Below are 18,041 nucleotides of genomic sequence, written 5' to 3' on the forward strand. Positions count from 1 at the left end.
GCCGGCGACCGTCTTTTTATTGAATTACGGTCGCTGTGCGCCTCAAGCCTAGTCGATCACCCGGCGGGCGGAAAGGTATCCGAAAGTCGGCGCGCGGATATGGCGCGGAAGGGGCTTTTTCCCATACCGGCGGTCGCTTCGCATACGCATCATGCAGCGGCGTGCCTGTGGCTCGTGCCAGGTCCGTAGTACACGCCGCAGAGGGCGCGACCGCCCCTGGCGTGGAGAGCCCGATAGAATGTCACTGGATACAACTGCAAAGTCGCACGCCCCCGCGCCGATCGACGGCTTGCCCCCGGAACTCCGGCGCTGGGCGGTCGCGGCGATCTTTACCGCGCTGGCGCTGGCCTCGCTGGATACGGCGATCGCCAACGTGGCCCTGCCCGCCATTGCCGCCGATCTCCATGTCAGCCCGGCCGATGTGGTCTGGGTGGTCAACATCTATCAGATCGCACTGGTTGCGACGCTGCTGCCGCTCGGCGCGCTCGGTGAAATCGTCGGCCATCAGCGGATCTATCTCGGCGGCCTGCTGCTGTTCACGCTGGCCTCGCTCGGATGCGCTTTCGCATGGTCGCTGCCCAGCCTGACGGCGGCGCGGGCCCTGCAAGGGTTGGGCGCCAGCGGCATCATGAGCGTGAATGCGGCACTGGTCCGCTTCGTCTATCCGACCCACATGCTGGGCCGTGGCTTCGGCCACAACGCGCTGGTGGTCGGAACGGCGTTCACGTTCGGCCCGACGATCGCCTCCGCGATCCTTGCGATCGGAACATGGCCGTGGCTGTTCGCGATCAACATCCCCTTCGGCGTGATCGCCATCTGGATCGGCCTGAAGACTTTGCCGAAAACGCCGCGCGCGAAGCACCCGTTCGATTTTGCGAGCGCGGCGCTGACCGCAAGCTGCCTCGGGCTTTTCATTGTCGGAATTGGCAGCGCGGCGCATCAGGCGCCTCCGGCCCTGGTCGGACTGGCGCTTGGCGCAGCCTTGCTGCTCGGCTGGATGATGACCCGCAGAGATGCGGACCACCCGGCGCCGATGTTGCCGATCGACTTGTTTCGACGGCCGATCTTCGCGCTGTCGGCAGCCACGTCGGTCTGTTCATTTGCGGTACAGGGGCTGGCCTTCGTCTCGCTGCCCTTTTACTTCGAGGACGTGCTGCACAGGTCTCAGGTGGAAACCGGGTTCTTCATGACGCCCTGGCCGCTGGTGGTGGCGATCATGGCGCCGATCGGAGGCCGACTCTCCGATCGCTATCCGGTCGGCATCCTTGGCGGCATCGGGCTGGTGCTGCTCGGCATCGGCATGGTGCTGCTGGCGACGCTGCCACCAGATCCCGGCATTGCCAACATCGTCTGGCGCACGGTGATCTGCGGGATCGGATTCGGCTTCTTTCAAACGCCCAATTTGCGGGCGCTGATGTCAAGCGCGCCGCCGCATCGCAGTGGCAGCGCAAGCGGCATCGTTGCGACCGCACGCCTGACCGGACAAACCCTGGGCGCTGCGCTGGCTGCCCTGTGTTTTGCCCTTGCCGGCCATGATGGCGCGACGGTGGCGCTGATGCTCGGGGCCGGATTTGCCGCGCTTGGGAGCCTGATGAGTTTCCTGCGACTGGCGGTGGGCGCAGAACGGACATAACTGCTATGCAGGGGGCGCGTGCCCACGCAACACCGGTAGATCGGCTTTCTTCCCTAACGCCACCACGCATTTTCTTGATTTGAACGATTCCAGGTTGCAGGCCATCTTCCCGCGCGCAGCTCACTCGGTGGATTGAGCGAACAGGGGATACGCGATGGCAAATCTCACAATCAACGGCAAATCAATCAACGTGGACGTCGAAGACGACACGCCGCTGCTTTGGGCAATCCGGGAAAACGTTGGGTTGACCGGCACCAAATATGGATGCGGCATCGCACAATGCGGCGCCTGCACCGTTCACGTCGATGGGGTCGCAATGCGCTCCTGCGGCATGTCGGTCAGCGAAGCCGCCGGCAAGCAGATCACGACGATCGAGGGGCTCGCCAGCAACGGCGCCCTGCACAAGGTGCAGCAGGCCTGGGTGGCGAATGACGTGCCGCAATGCGGCTATTGCCAGAGCGGAATGATCATGGCGGTTGCCGCCCTTCTCAAGGAGAAACCGAAGCCGACCGACGAGGACATCAACGAGGCCATCACCAATATCTGCCGCTGCGGGACCTTCCAGCAGGTCCGCGAGGCGATCCACGCCGCCGCGAACGCTTGAGGAGGACGCCATGAACCAACACGTCATGCCCAAACTCAATCGCCGTGCCTTCGTGATCGGCACTGCCGCTGCCGGCGCCGGCCTGGCAATCGGTCTCGATATTCCGTTCGGTGGACCGACGGTCGTCCGCGCCGCCGACGGCTCACCCGAGGTTAATGTCTGGGTGGTGATCCGCCCCGACGACACGACCGTGATTCGCATTGCCCGGTCGGAGATGGGCCAAGGCACCCTCACCGGCCTCGCCCAACTCGTCGCCGAAGAACTCGAATGCGACTGGTCCAAGGTCATCACTGAATATCCGACGCCGGGTCAAAGTGTCGCACGCAAGCGCGCCTGGGGCGATTTCTCCACCGGCGGCAGCCGCGGCATCCGCTCCAGCCAGGACTACGTCCGCAAGGGCGGCGCCACCGCGCGCGTAATGCTGGTGCAGGCCGCCGCTAATGAATGGAAGGTACCGGCCTCGGAATGCACCGCTTCCAACAGCGTCATCACGCATACGCCGTCGGGCAGGACCACGACCTACGGCAAGGTCGTCGAAGCCGCCGCGAAGCTTGAACCGCCGGCGGACGTCAAGCTGAAGGATCCCAAGGACTGGAAGATCGCCGGCAAGGGCGTGAAGCGGCTCGATACGGTGGACAAGACCACCGGCGCGATGATCTACGGCTCCGACGTCAAGCTGCCCGGCATGCTCAACGCCGCGATCAAGGATTGCCCCGTCTTCGGCGGCAAGCTGAAGAGTTTTGACGAAGCCAAGATCACGGGCATGAAGGGCGTGAAGAAGGTGGTCCGTGTCGGTGACAGCGCGGTCGCCGTCATCGCCGATACCTGGTGGCACGCCAAGACCGCGCTAGATGCGCTGCCGATCGTCTGGGACGAAGGCGAGAATGCCAAAGTCTCCAGCGAGTCGATCGCCAAATGGCTGGCTGAAGGCCTCGACAATGCCCAGCCGGCGTACGTCGGCAACCAGAACGGCGACGCCAAGGCCGCAATTGCAAGCGCCGCCAAGAAGGTCGAGGCGGTCTACAACTATCCCTACCAGAACCACGCCACCATGGAGCCGCTGAATGCCACCGCGCTCTATACGCCGGACAAATGCGAGGTCTGGTGCGGCACGCAGAACGGCGAAGCGGCATTTGCCGCCACGCTCGAAGCTTCGGGATTGCCGGCCGAAAAATGCGAGGTACACAAGCTCATCCTCGGCGGCGGCTTCGGCCGGCGCGGCATGACGGACTATGTCCGGCAGGCGGTTCTGATCGCCAAGCAGATGCCGGGCACGCCGGTCAAGCTGTTGTGGTCGCGCGAAGAGGACATGGCGCAAGGCAAGTTTCATCCGGTCACGCAATGTAAGCTCACCGGGGCCTTCGATGCCGACAACAATCTTACAGCGCTGCACGTCAGATTGTCCGGCCAATCGATCCTGTTCTCGGTGCGCCCGGCGGCGTTGGTGAACGGCATGGATACGGCTGCGTTCCAGGGCCTCAGTCCTTCCGGCGATGCAGCGATCGGCTACTCGGTGCCGAATCTGCTGGTCGAGCATTCCATGCGCAACCCGCACGTTCCGCCCGGCTTCTGGCGCGGCGTGAACGTGAACCAGAACGCGATCTACATGGAATGCTTCATGGATGAACTGGCGCAGTCGGTGGGCCAGGATCCGGTTGAATTCCGCCGCAAGCTGATGAGCAAGCATCCGAAGCATCTCGCCGTGCTCAACGCCGTGGCGGAGAAAATCGGCTGGGGCAAGCCCGCGCCGCAAGGCGTCTATCGCGGGATTGCGCAGGTGATGGGCTATGGCAGCTATGTCGCGGGTGCCGCCGAAATCTCCGTCACCGAGGGCAGCAAGATCAAGGTGCATCGCATCGTCGCCTCGACCGATCCGGGCTATGTCGTCAACCCAGCGCAGGTCGAGCGGCAGATCGCAGGCTCTTTCGTCTATGGCCTGTCCGCCCTGTTCTATGGCGGCTGCACGGTGAAGGATGGCAAGATCGAGCAGACCAACTTCGACACCTACAACTCGATGCGCATCAACGAGATGCCGAAGGTGGAATGCGTCATGGTGCCGAGCGGCGGTTTCTGGGGCGGCGTCGGCGAGCCGACGATCGGTGTCGCGGCGCCCGCAGTGCTCAACGCCTACTTCGCGGCGACCGGCAAACGCATTCGCTCGGTGCCGCTGAGGGACCAGAACATCACGTTCGCCTGACGACAGCGGGCGGCGGCCTCAACGCGAGTGCCGCCGCTCTCCATCGGGAGATCAGCTAGATGAAAGCGCTGCGTGTCGCCGTCGCGATTGCGATGGTCATGGCGTCGGGCCTGCCGGTGCTTGCGGCTTCCGAGCCCCCGCCCGGCGCGGCATCCTGCTCCGGTTGCCACACCTCCGGAGCGGCGACAGCCTCCCCTGTGTCGCGGCTGTACAGCCGCGACGCCGGCGAGATCATGACTGCGATGACTGGATTTCGCGACGGCTCGCTTCCCGCCACCGTCATGAACCGCATCGCCAAGGGCTTCTCCGATGACGAACTGCGCGCGATTGCGACGTGGCTCGCGGCACAGAAGTAAAGGGGCGCCGGCATGAGTACCAGCCTTCGCATGACCCGCCGGGAATTCGTGGGCGCAAGCGCGGTCACCGTCACGGCCCTGACGTTTCCCTCGGCGTTTCCGCTGCCCGCGTTCGCGCAATCCGCGCCACGCGTGGTCGTGATCGGCGGCGGATTCGGCGGCGCGAGTTGCGCACGCGCGCTGAAAGCGATCGATCCGAAACTGCAGATCACGCTGGTCGAGCCGAACAAGACCTTCGTCGCCTGCCCGTTCAGCAACAATGTCATTGCCGGACTACGTTCGATCGAGGCGCAACAGTTCGGCTATGACAAGATCGCCGCCGGCGGGGTGACCGTGGCGGCGCAGGCGGCAACGGCGGTCAATGCAGCGGCGCGGACCGTCGGCCTCGCCGACGGCACGACGCTTTCCTACGACCGGCTGGTACTGTCTCCCGGCGTCGACCTGCGTTTCGACGCGTTGCAGGGCTACGACGAGGCCGCCGCGGCGAAGATGCCGCATGCCTGGAAAGCCGGTGACCAAACGCTGTTGCTGCGCAGGCAACTCGACGCCATGGACGATGGCGGCCTGGTGGTGATCGCAGCGCCCGCCAATCCCTTCCGCTGCCCGCCGGGACCTTACGAACGCGCCTGCCTGATTGCGCATTATTTGAAGACCAAAAAGCCACGCTCGAAGCTGCTCATCCTCGACGCCAAGGACACCTTTTCCAAGCAGCGTCTGTTTCAGAATGCCTGGAAGGAGCTCTATCCGGGGATGATAGAATGGGTATCGCTGTCACAGGGCGGCAAGGTGAACGCCGTCGACCCCGCGACCAACACGCTGATCACCGATTTCGGCAACCACACCGCCCAGGTGGCCAACGTCATTCCGCCGCAGCGGGCCGGCCGCATCGCCACCATTGCCGGCGCGACTGATAACACCGGCTGGTGCGCGATCGATCCGGTTACCTTCGAGTCCAAATCGGCGCCGAACATCCATGTCATCGGCGACGCCTGTCTCGCCGGCGGCATGCCAAAATCCGCATTCTCGGCTAATGCGCAGGCCAAGGTTTGCGCGGCCGCCATTGCCACACTGCTGTCAGGCGGATCGCCGGCCACGCCAAAACTGATCAATACCTGCTACAGTCTGGCGGCCCCGGACTACGGCATCTCAATCGCCGGCGTCTACCAGCCGAAGAACGGAGTGTTGGCCGACGTCGAAGGCGCCGGCGGCGTCAGTCCGGCGGATGCGCCACGCGAGTTCCGCGCGCGCGAGGCCGACTATGCGCAATCCTGGTTTTCGACCGTAACGGCGGAAGTCTTTGGCTAAGCACACCCATCGCATCTCGGGTCCGATCCTTGCCGGCGCCCTCTTGGCGCTGCCCGGTTTGACAGCCGCGGAAGACCTCCGCAGCCATGCTGTCATCGGCGATGCCATTCCGCAGTCGCTGACGGGCGCGGCCGGCGATGCGACGCGCGGGCGCGCGCTCGTCGTCGAACGTTCCAGCACTTGCATCCTCTGCCACAGCGGCCCATTTCCCGAGCAGAAGTTTCAGGGCGACCTGGCGCCCGATCTTTCCGGTTCCGGCAGCCGCGCGTCCGAGGGTCAGCTTCGGCTCCGGCTGGTGGATGCGTCTCGCCTCAATGGTGCGACCATCATGCCGTCTTATTACCGCGTGGACGGCCTCAACCGCGTCGGGACGCCATGGCGCGGCAAGCCGATCCTGTCGGCCGAACAGATCGAGGATATCGTGGCGTATCTCGGAAGCTTGCGCGAATAGGAAGCAATGATGCAGCAACCACCAAATTCATCACGCCGCCAGTTCCTCGGCCTCGCCGGCGGCGCGGCCGTGCTCGGCGCACTCCCGATCGTGATTGTTCGCCCCGCGGAAGCGACGCCCGCGATGCTGGCGTCAGCGATCCAGAACGTCACCGGCGGCGCGGCGGTGCGGACCGGCAAGGTCAAGCTCGACATCCCGCCGCTGGTCGAGAACGGCAACACGGTACCGATGACGGTGAGCGTCGACAACCCGATGGCCCCGGAGGATCATGTCCGGAGCATCCACGTCTTCAACGAAAAGAATCCGCAGCCGAACTTCGCCAATTTCCATCTCGGTCCGCATAACGGCCGCGCGCAGGTTTCGACCCGCGTCCGTCTCGCCGACAGCCAGAAGATCGTCGCGATCGCAAAGCTCTCGGACGGGTCGTTCTGGTCGACCAGCGTTGACGTCGTGGTGACGCTGGCGGCCTGCACCGAGGAGGTGATCTGATGGCTACAGCCCTGATCAACGTTCCAGCGAAAGCCAAACGCGGCGACATTATCGAGATCAAGACGCTGATGTCGCACATTATGGAAACCGGCTATCGCCATAAAGCGTCAGGTGAAGTCGTGCCGCGCAACATCATCACGAGCTTTACGTGCCGCTTCAACGGCGGCGAGATTTTCCGCGCCGACCTGTTTCCGGCGATCGCCGCCAACCCGTTCATTACCTTCTTCACCACCGCGACCGAAAGCGGCAAGTTCGAGTTCGAATGGATCGGCGACCAGGGGTTTTCAGAAACCGCTTCCGCCTCGATCATGGTCGAATGAGACTTTTCGGCGCCATAGCTGTTGCGCTGCTGATCGCGGGCTCTGCTTTCGCCGCTGAAATCCCGCAAGCCGAACGTCGCTCCGGCTACGACTTCATGAAGCCGGACACCAAGGCGATGCAGGACGAGGATACCGCCAATCCCGGCATGCTCTGGGTGCTCGACGGCGAAGGGTTGTGGAAGCGCAAGCTAGGCGCCGCCAACAAGGCCTGCGCCGATTGTCACGACGATGCGCGTACCAGCATGAAGGGCGTGGCCGCCCGCTACCCCGCCTTCGACAAGGCAACCGGCCGTCCCGTCGATCTGGAGCAGCGCATCAATTCGTGCCGCAGCAGCCATCAGCAGGCGACGCCGCTGCCCTTCGAGAGCCGCGAGTTGCTGGCGCTCACGGCCTTCATCGCGCGGCAGTCGCAAGGCATACGAATCGAAACCGGCGCCGACCCGCAGCTCGCGCCGTTCATCGCCAAAGGGCGCGAATTCTACATGCAGCGGCAGGGCCAGCTCAATCTCGGCTGCGCCAATTGCCATGATGATAACTGGGACAAGCGGCTCGCCGGCTCCCCGATCACACAAGGGCACCCGACCGGCTACCCGCTCTACCGGCTGGAATGGCAGTCCCTGGGATCACTGCAGCGGCGCCTGCGCGCCTGCATCACCGGGATCAGGGCGCAGGCCTATGATTATGGCGCACCGGAACTGGTGGAACTCGAGCTGTATCTGATGTCGCGGGCGCGTGGGATGCCGATCGAGGCGCCGGGGGTCAGGCCTTAGCTGTCGGCGTTCAGCGCTCCGCGAACGCTTTCTCGACCACGAACTGCGCCGGCTCGCCGTGATTGCCTTCGACGAAACCCTTGCCGTTGAGCAGCGCGCGCGTATCGGCCACCAGCGCCGGGCTGCCGCAGATCATGACGCGGTCATGCGCGGCGTCGAGCGAGGCCAGCCCGATATCAGCGAACAGCTTGCCGGAGTTGATCAGGTCGGTGATCCGGCCGCGATTGCGGAAGGGATCGCGCGTTACGGTCGGGTAATAGACCAACTGGTTACGGACATATTCGCCGATCAGTTCGTCGTTCGGCAGCTTTTCGGTGATCATCTCGCCATAGGCGAGTTCTTTCACGCGGCGGCAGCCGTGCAGCAACACCACCTTCTCGAACCGCTCGTAAGTCTCGGGATCCTTGATCACGCTGAGGAACGGGGCCAAGCCCGTGCCGGTCCCGATCAGATAGAGGTTGCGGCCGTCTTCGAGGTTGTCGATGACCAACGTGCCGGTGGCCTTGCGGCTGACGATGATCTCGTCGCCCTGCTTCAGGTGCTGGAGGCGTGAGGTCAGCGGGCCGTCCGGCACCTTGATCGAGAAGAATTCGAGCCGGTCCTCGTAGTTGGCGCTGGCGACTGAGTAGGCGCGGAGCAGCGGCTTCTCGCCGATCTTCAGCCCGATCATGGTGAATTCGCCGTTGCGGAAACGGAACGAGGGATCGCGGGTGGTAGTGAAGCTGAACAGCGTATCGGTCCAGTGATGGACGCTCAGCACGCTTTCCTGGTTGAAATTGCTCATCTTGCCGATCCCGTCGCTGGAGGCCGATTGCGATGCTCAAATCATTTGTATACGATCATTCGTATACAAATGAATAATCCTTCTTGATCCGGGCGTCAAGCCACGGGCAAGATGGTGTTCCGCGTTCCGAAGGCATTGAACCAAAAGGAAAAACCATGGCCCACGATGCGCCCCAGGCAGCCGGCCCGAGCAAGCTGGTGATCCGCAATATCGGGCTGCTGCTGTCGGGGGCCTTGGAGAAGCCGATCCTGGACGGCGACACGATCGTGGCCGAGAACGGCAGGATCACAGCCATCGGCCGCTTCAAGGACGTCAACACCGAGGGCGCAACCACCGTGGTCGATGCCAACGGCACCACCGTTGCCCCGGGCCTGATCGACAGCCATGTCCATCCCGTCGCCGGCGACTGGACGCCGCGGCAGAACCAGATCAACTGGATCGACAGCTATCTGCATGGCGGCGTCACCACCATGATCTCCGCGGGCGAGGTCCACATGCCCGGCCGTCCGCGTGATGTCGTGGGCCTGAAGGCGATGGCGATCTTTGCGCAGCGCGCGTTCTGGACACTGCGTCCGGGCGGGGTGAAAGTTCACGCCGGCGCGCCGGTGATCGAATGCGAAATGGTCGAGGACGATTTCAAGGAATTGGCCGCGGCGGGCGTCAAGCTGCTCGGCGAAGTGGGCCTGGGCGGCGTCAAGGACGGACCTACCGCGCGGAAAATGGTGGGGTGGGCGCGCAAGTATGGCATCCAGAGTACGATCCACACCGGTGGTCCCTCGATTCCCGGCTCCGGCCTGATCGACAAGGACGTGGTGCTGGAAGCCGACACCGACGTCGTCGGCCACATCAATGGCGGCCACACGGCGCTGCCCGACGACCAAATCCGCTGCATTTGCGAGGGCTGCAAGCGCGGGCTGGAACTGGTTCACAATGGCAACGAGCGCTCGGCGCTGTTCACGCTGCGCATCGCGCGCGAGATGGGCGACCTCAACCGCGTCATCCTCGGCACCGATGCGCCGGCCGGCTCCGGCGTGCAACCGCTCGGCATTTTGCGCATGGTGTCGATGCTGTCTTCGCTCGGCGACCTGCCCGCCGAACTGGCCTTCTGCCTCGCGACCGGCAACACCGCCCGCATGCGGGAGCTGGATTGCGGCATCATCGAAGTCGGCCGTTCCGCGGATTTCGTCCTGATGGACAAGGCGCAGCATTCGCCCGGCCGGAATATCCTGGAAAGCGTTCAGCTCGGCGACCTGCCGGGCATCGGCATGACCATCATCGACGGCATCGTCCGCACCCAGCGCAGCCGCAACACGCCGCCGGCCGGAAAAGTGCCGGAGATCGTCAGCGGGCATTGATGCCGGCGGGCCGTCGCTCCCAGGCGCGTCTGAAAAAGAAAGCGGCGAACGAATTGCCGGCCAGCCCCGTCAAGTGCGGGCTGCCTTGGTGGCGGACTGCCCTGCTCTGGTCATCGAAAGTTTTGATCTGAATACGTGCCGGGCGATCCGCCTCATTCTTGTGGACGTGATTGCGCTCACACTCAGCCCCGCCAGCCAGCGTGGAACCCTCGTACGGCTACTTTGCGGCGAACCGGCCAGCGTGGTACGCTGTCGGTGCTGGAAAGATTGTTTGCCTAACGCTGAGATTGCAGCAGTTCAAGGAAACCAATCTGAACCATGGCCCAGATTCGTGACATCAAGACAGGCCGAGTTGGCACGCCACCGCGCGAACCGACACCGCGTCGCCTTGCGGCCATCGTGGCAGGCGATATCTCCGGTTACAGCCGCCTGATGCAAATCGACGAAGAAGGCACGCACAACCGTGTCAAGCGCATCGAGCGCGATCTCATCGAACCCAGCATCATAGAACATCACGGCAGACTCGTTAAAACCACCGGCGACGGGTTCATTGCGATTTTCGACAGCCCTGTCGAAGCCGTCCGCTGCAGCATCGTAATTCAGCAAAATCTGGTGGGACGCAACGCGGCACTGCCGAAGCATCATTGGATCGAGTATCGCATTGGCGTCAATCTCGGCGATGTCATCATCGAAACCGACGACGTTTATGGCGACGGCGTCAATATTGCCACGCGACTTGAAGGCATAGCTCAGCCCGGCGAAGTCTATATCTCCGGCGGCATCTACGAGCAGATAAAGCATAAGCTGGTTTGCGGATACGAATCGCTCGGTGATCGCCATGTCAAGAACATCACCGACCCGGTGCGAGTCTATCGCGTGCTTTCCGATCCGGCTGCGCTTCTGCAAAGCCGGAAGCGGCGCGAGGGCATTCTGATCTTTTTGCTGAGCCTTGCCGTGCTGCTCATTGCGGCCGGCGCTCTCTGGTACATGCTCCTGCAAGCCGGCAAGCTGCCAAATCTGGTTTCGGCTCCCGTCTCACGTCCGGCTGAAGTGCAGAAGGCGCCCGCACGATCAGCGCCGCCCGCCCAGCCTGCGCCGACGGTCGCGCCAACCCAGCAGCAGGCGGCGCCGCAGTCTGAGCCCTCTCCGGCATCCAAACAGGCCGCGCCGCTACCGCCGTCCACTTCACCGGCCGCGCCTGCAGGTCAACCCGCCACGCCGGCGGCCGCGTCGATTCGAGAACCCGAGATGGTCTCGCTTCGGGGTGGCAGCTTCGCGATGGGCAGTAACGAAGACGCTTCGGAAAAACCCGTCCGTCAGGTATCCGTCAAGCCGTTTGCGATGGGGAAATTTCCTGTCTCCGTACAGGAATGGAACGCATGCGCCGCCGCAAAGGCATGCGGATTCACGGCGAGCGGAAAGGGCGATGCGCCGGTTTCAAACGTGAGTTGGAGCGACGCCAAGCAATATGTCGCGTGGCTCGCGGAAACCACCCGCAAGCCGTATCGGCTGCCGAGCGAAGCCGAATGGGAATATGCGGCGCGCGGCGGCACGCAGACCAGATTTTGGTGGGGCGATCAGCTTCAGCCCGGCATGGTCAATTGCAAGAACTGCAGTGACATTCCAGCCATCGACCAGCCGGTCAAGGTCGGCAGCCTGAAGCCAAATCCGTTTGGGCTGTTTGATATGGGCGGCAGCGTCGATCAATGGGTCGAAGACTGCTGGCACAGAAATTATCAAGGCGCTCCGGCGGACGGATCAGCGTGGGTTGAGAATGCATGTCCCTCGCACGTCATCCGTTCCGGCTCCTGGAGGAAAGACTCAGACTATGCCCGGACGTCAAGCCGCGGCAGCTATGACACCAACGTGCGATATCCCACACACGGGTTCCGCGTCGCACTGTCCCCCTAGGAAGCGTGAGAGACAGTCATGAAGGTGATGCAGTGGATCGCTCTGTCAGCAGCGCTCACTTGCCTGCCGTTTGCCGCGTGCGCTCAGGGAAAGCCCGCGCCGAAGGATGCCCTTCTTTATTTCGTGTGGCCGCAGAACGGCGCCGTCATCAAAGGTGCATTCTGGTGCCGCTTTGGTCTGCGCAACATGGGCGTAACCCACGCCGGCGACAACTACCCAAACAGCGGCCATCATCATCTTCTTGTCAATGTGAACGAGCCGCTCAATCCGAAAGAACCGATCCCGCAAGACAAGTCACATCTTCATTTTGGGGCGGGTCAGACCGAAGCCCGGATCGAACTTCCACCCGGCAAGTACACGCTTCAGCTCGTGCTCGGCGATGCCGAACACTACCCGCACGTTCCTCCGGTGGTCTCGCAGAAAATTACCGTCACGGTCAGATAGCGGAACTCTCTCCGCCGCCCTGAATCCTTGCGTTTCGAATTACCTGTTTTGCGTGATCGGCTGATTGGTCGTCCAGTCGAAGGTGCCCTGGTCACGCTCGTCGACGGCACGCTTCCAACCCATCTCCTCCGACCGCCGCTTGAAGTTCAGCCCCTCGGGGGAGTGCCGGGTGATGCCGTCGAATACGGTGGCGATCATCTGCGTGCCCATCAGGCCCATATTGTAGAGCGCTTGGTTGACCATCAGCTTCTGCATCATGAGCTGGTTCTGCGGCACCGTCGCAATCCGGTGCGCGAGCGCGTCGACCTCATCGTCCAGCCGATCGGCCGGAACGGCTTTCAGTACGAGGCCGAGCGCCGCCGCCTCAATGCCGGTGATCTTGTCGCCGGTGAACAGCATGCGCTTGGCCTTTTCGGCCCCTAACCGGTAGACCCACATCGCCGTGGTCGGACAACCCCAGACCCGAACCGGCGGATAGCCGATACGGGCGTCCTCCGCCATGACGATCATGTCCGAGCACAACGCAATGTCGGAGCCGCCGGCCACCGCAAACCCATGAACCTTGCAGATCACCGGCCGCTTCGAGCGGAACAGGCTCATGAACTTGTTGGTATTGTCGGACATCGCAGCGTAATCCCTCATCGGATCCCACGGCATTTCCTGCGTATAGCGATTGGCCTTATCGCCGGAGGCGTAGGCCGTCAGGTCATATCCGGCGCAGAAGGCCCGACCGGCGCCGGCAAGTACGATCACATGCGCGCCCGGATCGTTATCGGCACGCGCCACCGCGTCCGCGAGCGCGCCCGGCAACTCGTCGTCGATTGCATTCATGACTTCCGGCCGGTTCAGCGTAATGCGCGCGATGCGGCCGTCGCGCTCGTACAGGACTTTGGCCATGACGGGCTCCCTGGATCGAAGAATTCAGATCTTGGCAAAATCGCCGTGGCGACCCCTGCCGCCGGCAAAGCGCGCGGCGCCGCTGGCGCCTTCCTTAAAGATGGCTTCAACGCCGTTGGTCCATTCCTGGCGCAAGGCATCGCGGACCGGCAGGCCGTAGGTCTCGACCACCGAACGACGATCGGCACGAACTGCCGCTTGCGGAAACCGTGCGATCTCGCGCGCCATCGCCTCGGCCGCGGCACGCGCGCCACCGGTCTCGACTACTTGTTCGCACATGCCGATGCGCAGCGCTTCGTCGGCCGGGACCTTGCGCCCGGTGAGGATGATTTCCATCGCCCGTCCCTGCCCGACCAGCCGCGCCAGACGAACGCTGCCGCCGTCCAACAGCGGGATTCCCCAGCGCCGGCAATAGACGCCGAAATAGGCGCTCTCGGCCATCACGCGGATATCGCACCACAGCGCAAGCTCCATGCCGCCGGCAACCGCCGCTCCCTCCACCGCGGCGATCACCGGCTTCGACAATTCCAGCCGCGTCGGCCCGAGCGGACCGCGCGGCGCAGGATTTGCGCCGGTGGGGAACGCCAGGCCATCGACGACATGGCGCTGAAAGGCGTCGCGATCACCAAGCGTGCTGGCGAATTTGAGATCCCAGCCGGCGCAGAACCCGCCGCCCTCGCCCCACAGCACCGCGACGCTTGCGGAATCGTCGGCGTCGAATTCCCTGAAGGCCGCTGCCAGCGCGTCCGCGCTGTCGGGATCCATCGCGTTGCGCGCTTCTGCAAACCGGCTGTGGATGACGGTCCACACCGCGCCCTGCTTTTCGACCCGGACCATTTCGCTTACTCCCTTACTGTCTTGATTTGCGTGCGGCCTTTACGTTCTTCGACATCGTCGGGGCAAGGCATTGCGCCAGCATCATGCGAAGCAGTGCCTGCGCGCCGGTTTGGAGAAAATCCAGCCGGCCCGCGATCTGCAGCACGAGAGCCCCTATCATCTGGCTGGTGAGCAGCGCCACCCACGGCCGAACGTCTGAAGCCTTGAGGCCGCGCACTTTAGTTAGCGGCAAGGCGATGCGTTCGAGCACCTTCCATAGCGCCTGGTTGAGTTCCTCATCCGACGGCTTGCCGATGCCCAACCGCTTGAGGCCGCGGAATGCATAGAGGCCCAGATTTATCTCGAACCGGTGGTCGAGGTAGTAGTTCAGGAAGGCGCCGCAGGCGGCCTCGACCCGCGCCTCCGGCGTCCGCGCTTTAGCCACGGCCTTGGCAACACAGGCATCGAGCGCCGCCAGCGACTGCTTCAGCAGTTCGGCATAGATCGCCTCCTTGCTGTCGAACAGCGGATAGATCGCGCCCGTCGTGCAGCCGGCACGAACCGCGATGCCGCGCATGGTGGCGCCTTCCAATCCCTGCTCGGCGAATTCGTCGCGCGCCGCGCGCAGCAGAAGCTCGCGCTTCGCTCCCCTCACGACGTCCGACCAGTCCTTTGCAGCGGTTGCGGTCCTGCTCACGATAACATCGTTATCAAACAGTTCTGCATGCTGTCAATGGTAACAACAATTTCTACAGGGCACGCAAATCTGACGCCGTAGATCAAGGCATCGATTGCACGGGGAACGAGCGCGGGCGACGTCACATTTCCTCGCCGGACGCTGCTGAGCGATGACGAGCCCAGAGATGCCGCTGGGATTTTGCGGGCGCCATCGCTGGCGCCACCCCTGCGTCGCGAGCGGAACGGCGATGATCGAAGCTGCGCTGGCGCGTATTCCGGGCCCTTTGCGTCGCGCGGCGGATTGGTCGCACCATCGTTATTTTCGCTTGCCGTATTGCGGTGTATTGTCGATGGGGCAAACCTCGGCCGGCGGCACTCGCGAGAGGAACTCAACGCGCCGGGTCATTTCTTGCTGCTGCATGCCGCTGAGCCGTGTTGCTATCCATCGAGGCAAACAGGGAGGCAGTACGATGAACATTCGGCCCGACCCCACGTTTCACGCTTCGCCAAAGCTTGCCATGGAAGCTCCGCCGGAGAGCTTCGCCTACACTGTGCTGCTCAGCCCGGACTCTTCGAAGCCAGACGCATTGGCCGTCATCGACGTCAATCCAGGCTCCCAGAGCTACAGCCAGGTCGTTCACACCGTGACGATGCCGAACAAGGGCGACGAGTTTCACCATTTCGGCTGGAACGCCTGCTCGTCAGCGCTATCGCCGCTCACCGGACACGCCTTCCTCGAACGCCGCTATCTCATCATCCCCGGCATGCGGTCATCCCGCATTTACATCGTCGATACCAAGCCGGATCCCACCAAGGCGGCGATACACAAGATCATCGAGCCGGAGGAAATCTTCAGGAAGACCGGATACTCGCGGCCCCACACGGTTCATTGCGGGCCGGAAGGCATCTACGTCTCTACACTCGGCGGCGGTGGCAAGAACGGCACCGACGGACCGCCCGGCGTCTTCATCATGGATTGCGAGACGTTCGACGTGCTCGGACGGTGGGAGATCGATCGCGGTCCGCAAACACTGCACTATGACTTCTGGTGGAACCTGCCGCGTGACTACATGGTGACGAGCGAGTGGGCGTTGCCGCCACAGTTCGAGAACGGCATCGTGCCCGAGGATCTCCTCTCCAACAAATATGGCCATCGGATCCACTTCTGGGATCTGCGCGCTCGGCGGAATGTCCAGACCATCGATCTCGGCGCCAACCATCAGATGGCGCTGGAAGTGCGCCCCGCACACGATCCGGTTCGCGAATACGGCTTCCTCGGCGTCGTGGTCGACACCACAAATCTCGAAGGCTCGATCTGGACCTGGTGGCGCGAGGGCGGCAAGTTTCGTATCGAGAAGACGGCGACGATTTCCCCCGAGCCCGCGCCGAAGGAGCAACTGCCGCCGCTTCTGCAGGGCTTCGGTGCGGTGCCGCCATTGGTATCTGATATCGACCTGTCGATGGATGACAAATTCCTCTACGTCGCCTGCTGGGGCACCGGCGAGATGCGTCAATACAATGTCAGCGAACCGCGAAGGCCGAAGCTTGCCGGCTCGGTACGCATCGGCGGCATCGCGCGGCGCACGCCGCACCCGAACGGCAAGGCCTTTGGCGGCGGTCCGCAAATGGTCGAGATCAGCCGCGACGGCAAGCGGGTGTACTGGACCAACTCGCTTTACTCGACGTGGGATGACCAGTTCTATCCTGACGGTGTCCCGGGCGCCATGGTGATGGCCGATACGAAACCGGACGGCGGCCTCGAACTGGCACGAGACTACTGGGTCAGTTTCCCCGACGGATACCGCGCGCATCAAGTCCGGCTCGACGGCGGTGACTGTTCGACGGATTCGTTCTGTTATCCGTCGGTTTGAATTTGAGCGCAGCCGACTGGACACCTGCCTGGCTCTGGCTGGCAGTGATCGCAAGCGGCCTCTACCATGGCGTCAACCCGGGCATGGGGTGGCCGCTCGCCGTTTCGGCCGGATTGATGGAAAGGAATCCGCGGGCGCTGGTGGCTGCGCTTGGACCGCTCACGGCCGGCCATCTGCTCGCGATGCTGCTGGTGATCCTGCCCTTCGCGCTGCTGGTTGCCGTGGTCGAATGGCAACGCACGATACAGATCGGTGCCAGCCTCCTCGTCATCGCCTTCGGTCTTTACCGGCTTGCCAACCGGCGCCATCCGAAAGTGCTGGCGAGGATATCACCGGCGCAATTAGGACTTTGGTCGTTCGCCGTGGCGCTCGCGCATGGCGCCGCGCTGATGCTGGTGCCGATCTATCTCGGGCTCTGCCGGGAAGCCCAACTCGACAGCGGCCACGCCGCCGCCGGCACGCTCATCAATGCCAATCTCGGCATGGCCGTGCTGGTTGCCGCCGTCCACGCCGCCGCGATGATCGCCGCCGGCGGATGTTGTGCGTGGCTGGCTTACCGCTATCTCGGTCTCAAATTCATATCGCAGAGCTGGTTCAATCTCGATACGACCTGGGCCGTGAGCCTCGTTCTGGTGGGCGCGATCGCGCTGATGCTGAACCTGAGCTGATGCGGAAGCCGCCCGTTCAGCGCAACTTGTTCAACAGCTCGATCAGGGTTTCGCGCTCCTTTGCATCGAGCGGCGCCAGTGTCTCCCTCGTTATCGCGAGCGCGTTCGGCGCGGCCTTCTCGGCGAGTTGCTGGCCGGCGCGCGTCAGACTCACCAGCAGGCGGCGGCCGTCCTCGGGATCCGGGCTGGTCTCGGTAAGTCCTCGAGCGGTGAGGCGGTCGATCACGCCCTTGATGGTCGCGACGTCCATCGCCGTCAGCCGTCCGAGCAGGTTTTGCGAGCACGGCCCGGTCTCGGTCAATTTGGCAACTGCGGCCCATTGCGTCGGCGTCAGGTTGATGCCGATTTCGCGCGCGAAGATGGTGGCGTGGCGCTGCCAGACCTGGCGCAGGATGAAGCCGATCTGCTCGTCGAGGATGTAGGACGGCCGTGCGGGCTTGACCGCTCGTCTTGGCGAAACACTCCTTGCCATCTGCGCCCCGCCCTTCCCTT

Annotated in this window: 19 protein-coding genes; 14 read left to right on the forward strand and 5 right to left on the reverse strand. The window is 63.4% G+C overall.

What is annotated here, in order from left to right:
- The first annotated feature begins 238 nt into the window (after positions 1–238).
- The 9 genes from V1288_RS01480 (at position 239) to soxA (ending at position 8,125) form a co-directional block, all read left to right on the forward strand.
- Complete coding sequence (locus V1288_RS01480) at positions 239–1,633, forward strand: MFS transporter (RefSeq protein ID WP_334355390.1); 1,395 nt, start codon at positions 239–241, stop codon at positions 1,631–1,633.
- 154 nt (positions 1,634–1,787) lie between these two features.
- A complete protein-coding gene (locus tag V1288_RS01485) occupies positions 1,788–2,237 on the forward strand; it encodes a (2Fe-2S)-binding protein (RefSeq protein ID WP_334355391.1) in 450 nt (149 codons plus the stop codon).
- Positions 2,238–2,247: 10 nt separating this feature from the next.
- Positions 2,248–4,434 carry a xanthine dehydrogenase family protein molybdopterin-binding subunit gene (locus V1288_RS01490; RefSeq protein WP_334355392.1) on the forward strand — a complete coding sequence of 729 codons (2,187 nt, stop codon included), beginning with the start codon at positions 2,248–2,250 and terminating at the stop codon, positions 4,432–4,434.
- Between the two features lie 59 nt (positions 4,435–4,493).
- A complete protein-coding gene (locus tag V1288_RS01495) occupies positions 4,494–4,790 on the forward strand; it encodes a c-type cytochrome (RefSeq protein ID WP_334355393.1) in 297 nt (98 codons plus the stop codon).
- A 12-nt stretch (positions 4,791–4,802) separates the two neighbouring features.
- Positions 4,803–6,095 carry an FCSD flavin-binding domain-containing protein gene (locus V1288_RS01500; RefSeq protein ID WP_334355394.1) on the forward strand — a complete coding sequence of 431 codons (1,293 nt, stop codon included), beginning with the start codon at positions 4,803–4,805 and terminating at the stop codon, positions 6,093–6,095.
- Entirely contained in the window at positions 6,088–6,546 is a 459-nt protein-coding gene (gene soxX, locus V1288_RS01505) for a sulfur oxidation c-type cytochrome SoxX (RefSeq protein WP_442893900.1), read from the forward strand. The genes V1288_RS01500 and soxX overlap by 8 nt, the downstream gene beginning before the upstream one ends.
- 9 nt (positions 6,547–6,555) lie before the next feature.
- Positions 6,556–7,035, forward strand: coding sequence for a SoxY-related AACIE arm protein (locus V1288_RS01510; RefSeq protein WP_334355395.1), 480 nt, complete (start codon positions 6,556–6,558; stop codon positions 7,033–7,035).
- The gene (soxZ, locus tag V1288_RS01515) at positions 7,035–7,355 is read left to right on the forward strand and encodes a thiosulfate oxidation carrier complex protein SoxZ (protein WP_334355396.1); all 321 of its coding nucleotides are present in this window, start codon (positions 7,035–7,037) and stop codon (positions 7,353–7,355) included. The genes V1288_RS01510 and soxZ overlap by 1 nt, the downstream gene beginning before the upstream one ends.
- Positions 7,352–8,125 (forward strand): sulfur oxidation c-type cytochrome SoxA, encoded by a 774-nt coding sequence (gene soxA / locus V1288_RS01520; RefSeq protein ID WP_334355397.1) that lies wholly within the window; start codon positions 7,352–7,354, stop codon positions 8,123–8,125. Before soxZ ends, soxA begins: the two co-directional genes overlap by 4 nt.
- Before the next feature lie 10 nt (positions 8,126–8,135).
- Here the strand turns inward: soxA and V1288_RS01525 are convergent, their stop codons facing one another.
- Complete coding sequence (locus tag V1288_RS01525) at positions 8,136–8,909, reverse strand: ferredoxin--NADP reductase (RefSeq protein ID WP_334355398.1); 774 nt, start codon at positions 8,907–8,909, stop codon at positions 8,136–8,138.
- A 155-nt stretch (positions 8,910–9,064) separates the two neighbouring features.
- On the opposite strand from V1288_RS01525, the gene V1288_RS01530 reads away from it, so the two are divergent.
- The 3 genes from V1288_RS01530 to V1288_RS01540 all read left to right on the forward strand — a co-directional run bounded on the left by V1288_RS01530 (position 9,065) and on the right by V1288_RS01540 (position 12,619).
- Positions 9,065–10,264 (forward strand): amidohydrolase family protein, encoded by a 1,200-nt coding sequence (locus V1288_RS01530; RefSeq protein WP_334355399.1) that lies wholly within the window; start codon positions 9,065–9,067, stop codon positions 10,262–10,264.
- Between the two features lie 318 nt (positions 10,265–10,582).
- Positions 10,583–12,175 carry an SUMF1/EgtB/PvdO family nonheme iron enzyme gene (locus V1288_RS01535; protein ID WP_334355400.1) on the forward strand — a complete coding sequence of 531 codons (1,593 nt, stop codon included), beginning with the start codon at positions 10,583–10,585 and terminating at the stop codon, positions 12,173–12,175.
- A gap of 18 nt (positions 12,176–12,193) precedes the next feature.
- Positions 12,194–12,619 carry a DUF4399 domain-containing protein gene (locus tag V1288_RS01540; RefSeq protein WP_334355401.1) on the forward strand — a complete coding sequence of 142 codons (426 nt, stop codon included), beginning with the start codon at positions 12,194–12,196 and terminating at the stop codon, positions 12,617–12,619.
- Positions 12,620–12,658: 39 nt separating this feature from the next.
- Here V1288_RS01540 and V1288_RS01545 read toward each other — a convergent pair whose 3' ends face one another.
- Genes V1288_RS01545 through V1288_RS01555 form a run of 3 tightly spaced genes read right to left on the reverse strand, consistent with a single transcriptional unit; the run spans position 12,659 to position 15,029 of the window.
- Complete coding sequence (locus tag V1288_RS01545) at positions 12,659–13,516, reverse strand: crotonase/enoyl-CoA hydratase family protein (RefSeq protein WP_334355402.1); 858 nt, start codon at positions 13,514–13,516, stop codon at positions 12,659–12,661.
- A 24-nt stretch (positions 13,517–13,540) separates the two neighbouring features.
- The gene (locus V1288_RS01550; protein ID WP_334355403.1) at positions 13,541–14,353 is read right to left on the reverse strand and encodes a crotonase/enoyl-CoA hydratase family protein; all 813 of its coding nucleotides are present in this window, start codon (positions 14,351–14,353) and stop codon (positions 13,541–13,543) included.
- Between the two features lie 13 nt (positions 14,354–14,366).
- On the reverse strand, positions 14,367–15,029 hold the full coding sequence (locus V1288_RS01555) for a TetR/AcrR family transcriptional regulator (protein WP_334355404.1): 663 nt from the start codon (positions 15,027–15,029) through the stop codon (positions 14,367–14,369).
- Positions 15,030–15,480: 451 nt separating this feature from the next.
- Here V1288_RS01555 and V1288_RS01560 point away from each other — a divergent pair, with 451 nt between their 5' ends.
- Together V1288_RS01560 and V1288_RS01565 are read left to right on the forward strand one after the other, a co-directional pair.
- Positions 15,481–16,881 (forward strand): selenium-binding protein SBP56-related protein, encoded by a 1,401-nt coding sequence (locus V1288_RS01560; protein ID WP_334355405.1) that lies wholly within the window; start codon positions 15,481–15,483, stop codon positions 16,879–16,881.
- Positions 16,882–16,883: 2 nt separating this feature from the next.
- On the forward strand, positions 16,884–17,549 hold the full coding sequence (locus V1288_RS01565) for a hypothetical protein (RefSeq protein ID WP_334355406.1): 666 nt from the start codon (positions 16,884–16,886) through the stop codon (positions 17,547–17,549).
- Positions 17,550–17,565: 16 nt separating this feature from the next.
- Here the strand turns inward: V1288_RS01565 and V1288_RS01570 are convergent, their stop codons facing one another.
- Positions 17,566–18,021 carry a MarR family winged helix-turn-helix transcriptional regulator gene (locus tag V1288_RS01570; protein WP_334355407.1) on the reverse strand — a complete coding sequence of 152 codons (456 nt, stop codon included), beginning with the start codon at positions 18,019–18,021 and terminating at the stop codon, positions 17,566–17,568.
- Positions 18,022–18,041 lie beyond the last annotated feature (20 nt).

The organism is Bradyrhizobium sp. AZCC 2176, from assembly GCF_036924645.1.
In the GTDB taxonomy this organism is placed as follows: domain Bacteria; phylum Pseudomonadota; class Alphaproteobacteria; order Rhizobiales; family Xanthobacteraceae; genus Bradyrhizobium.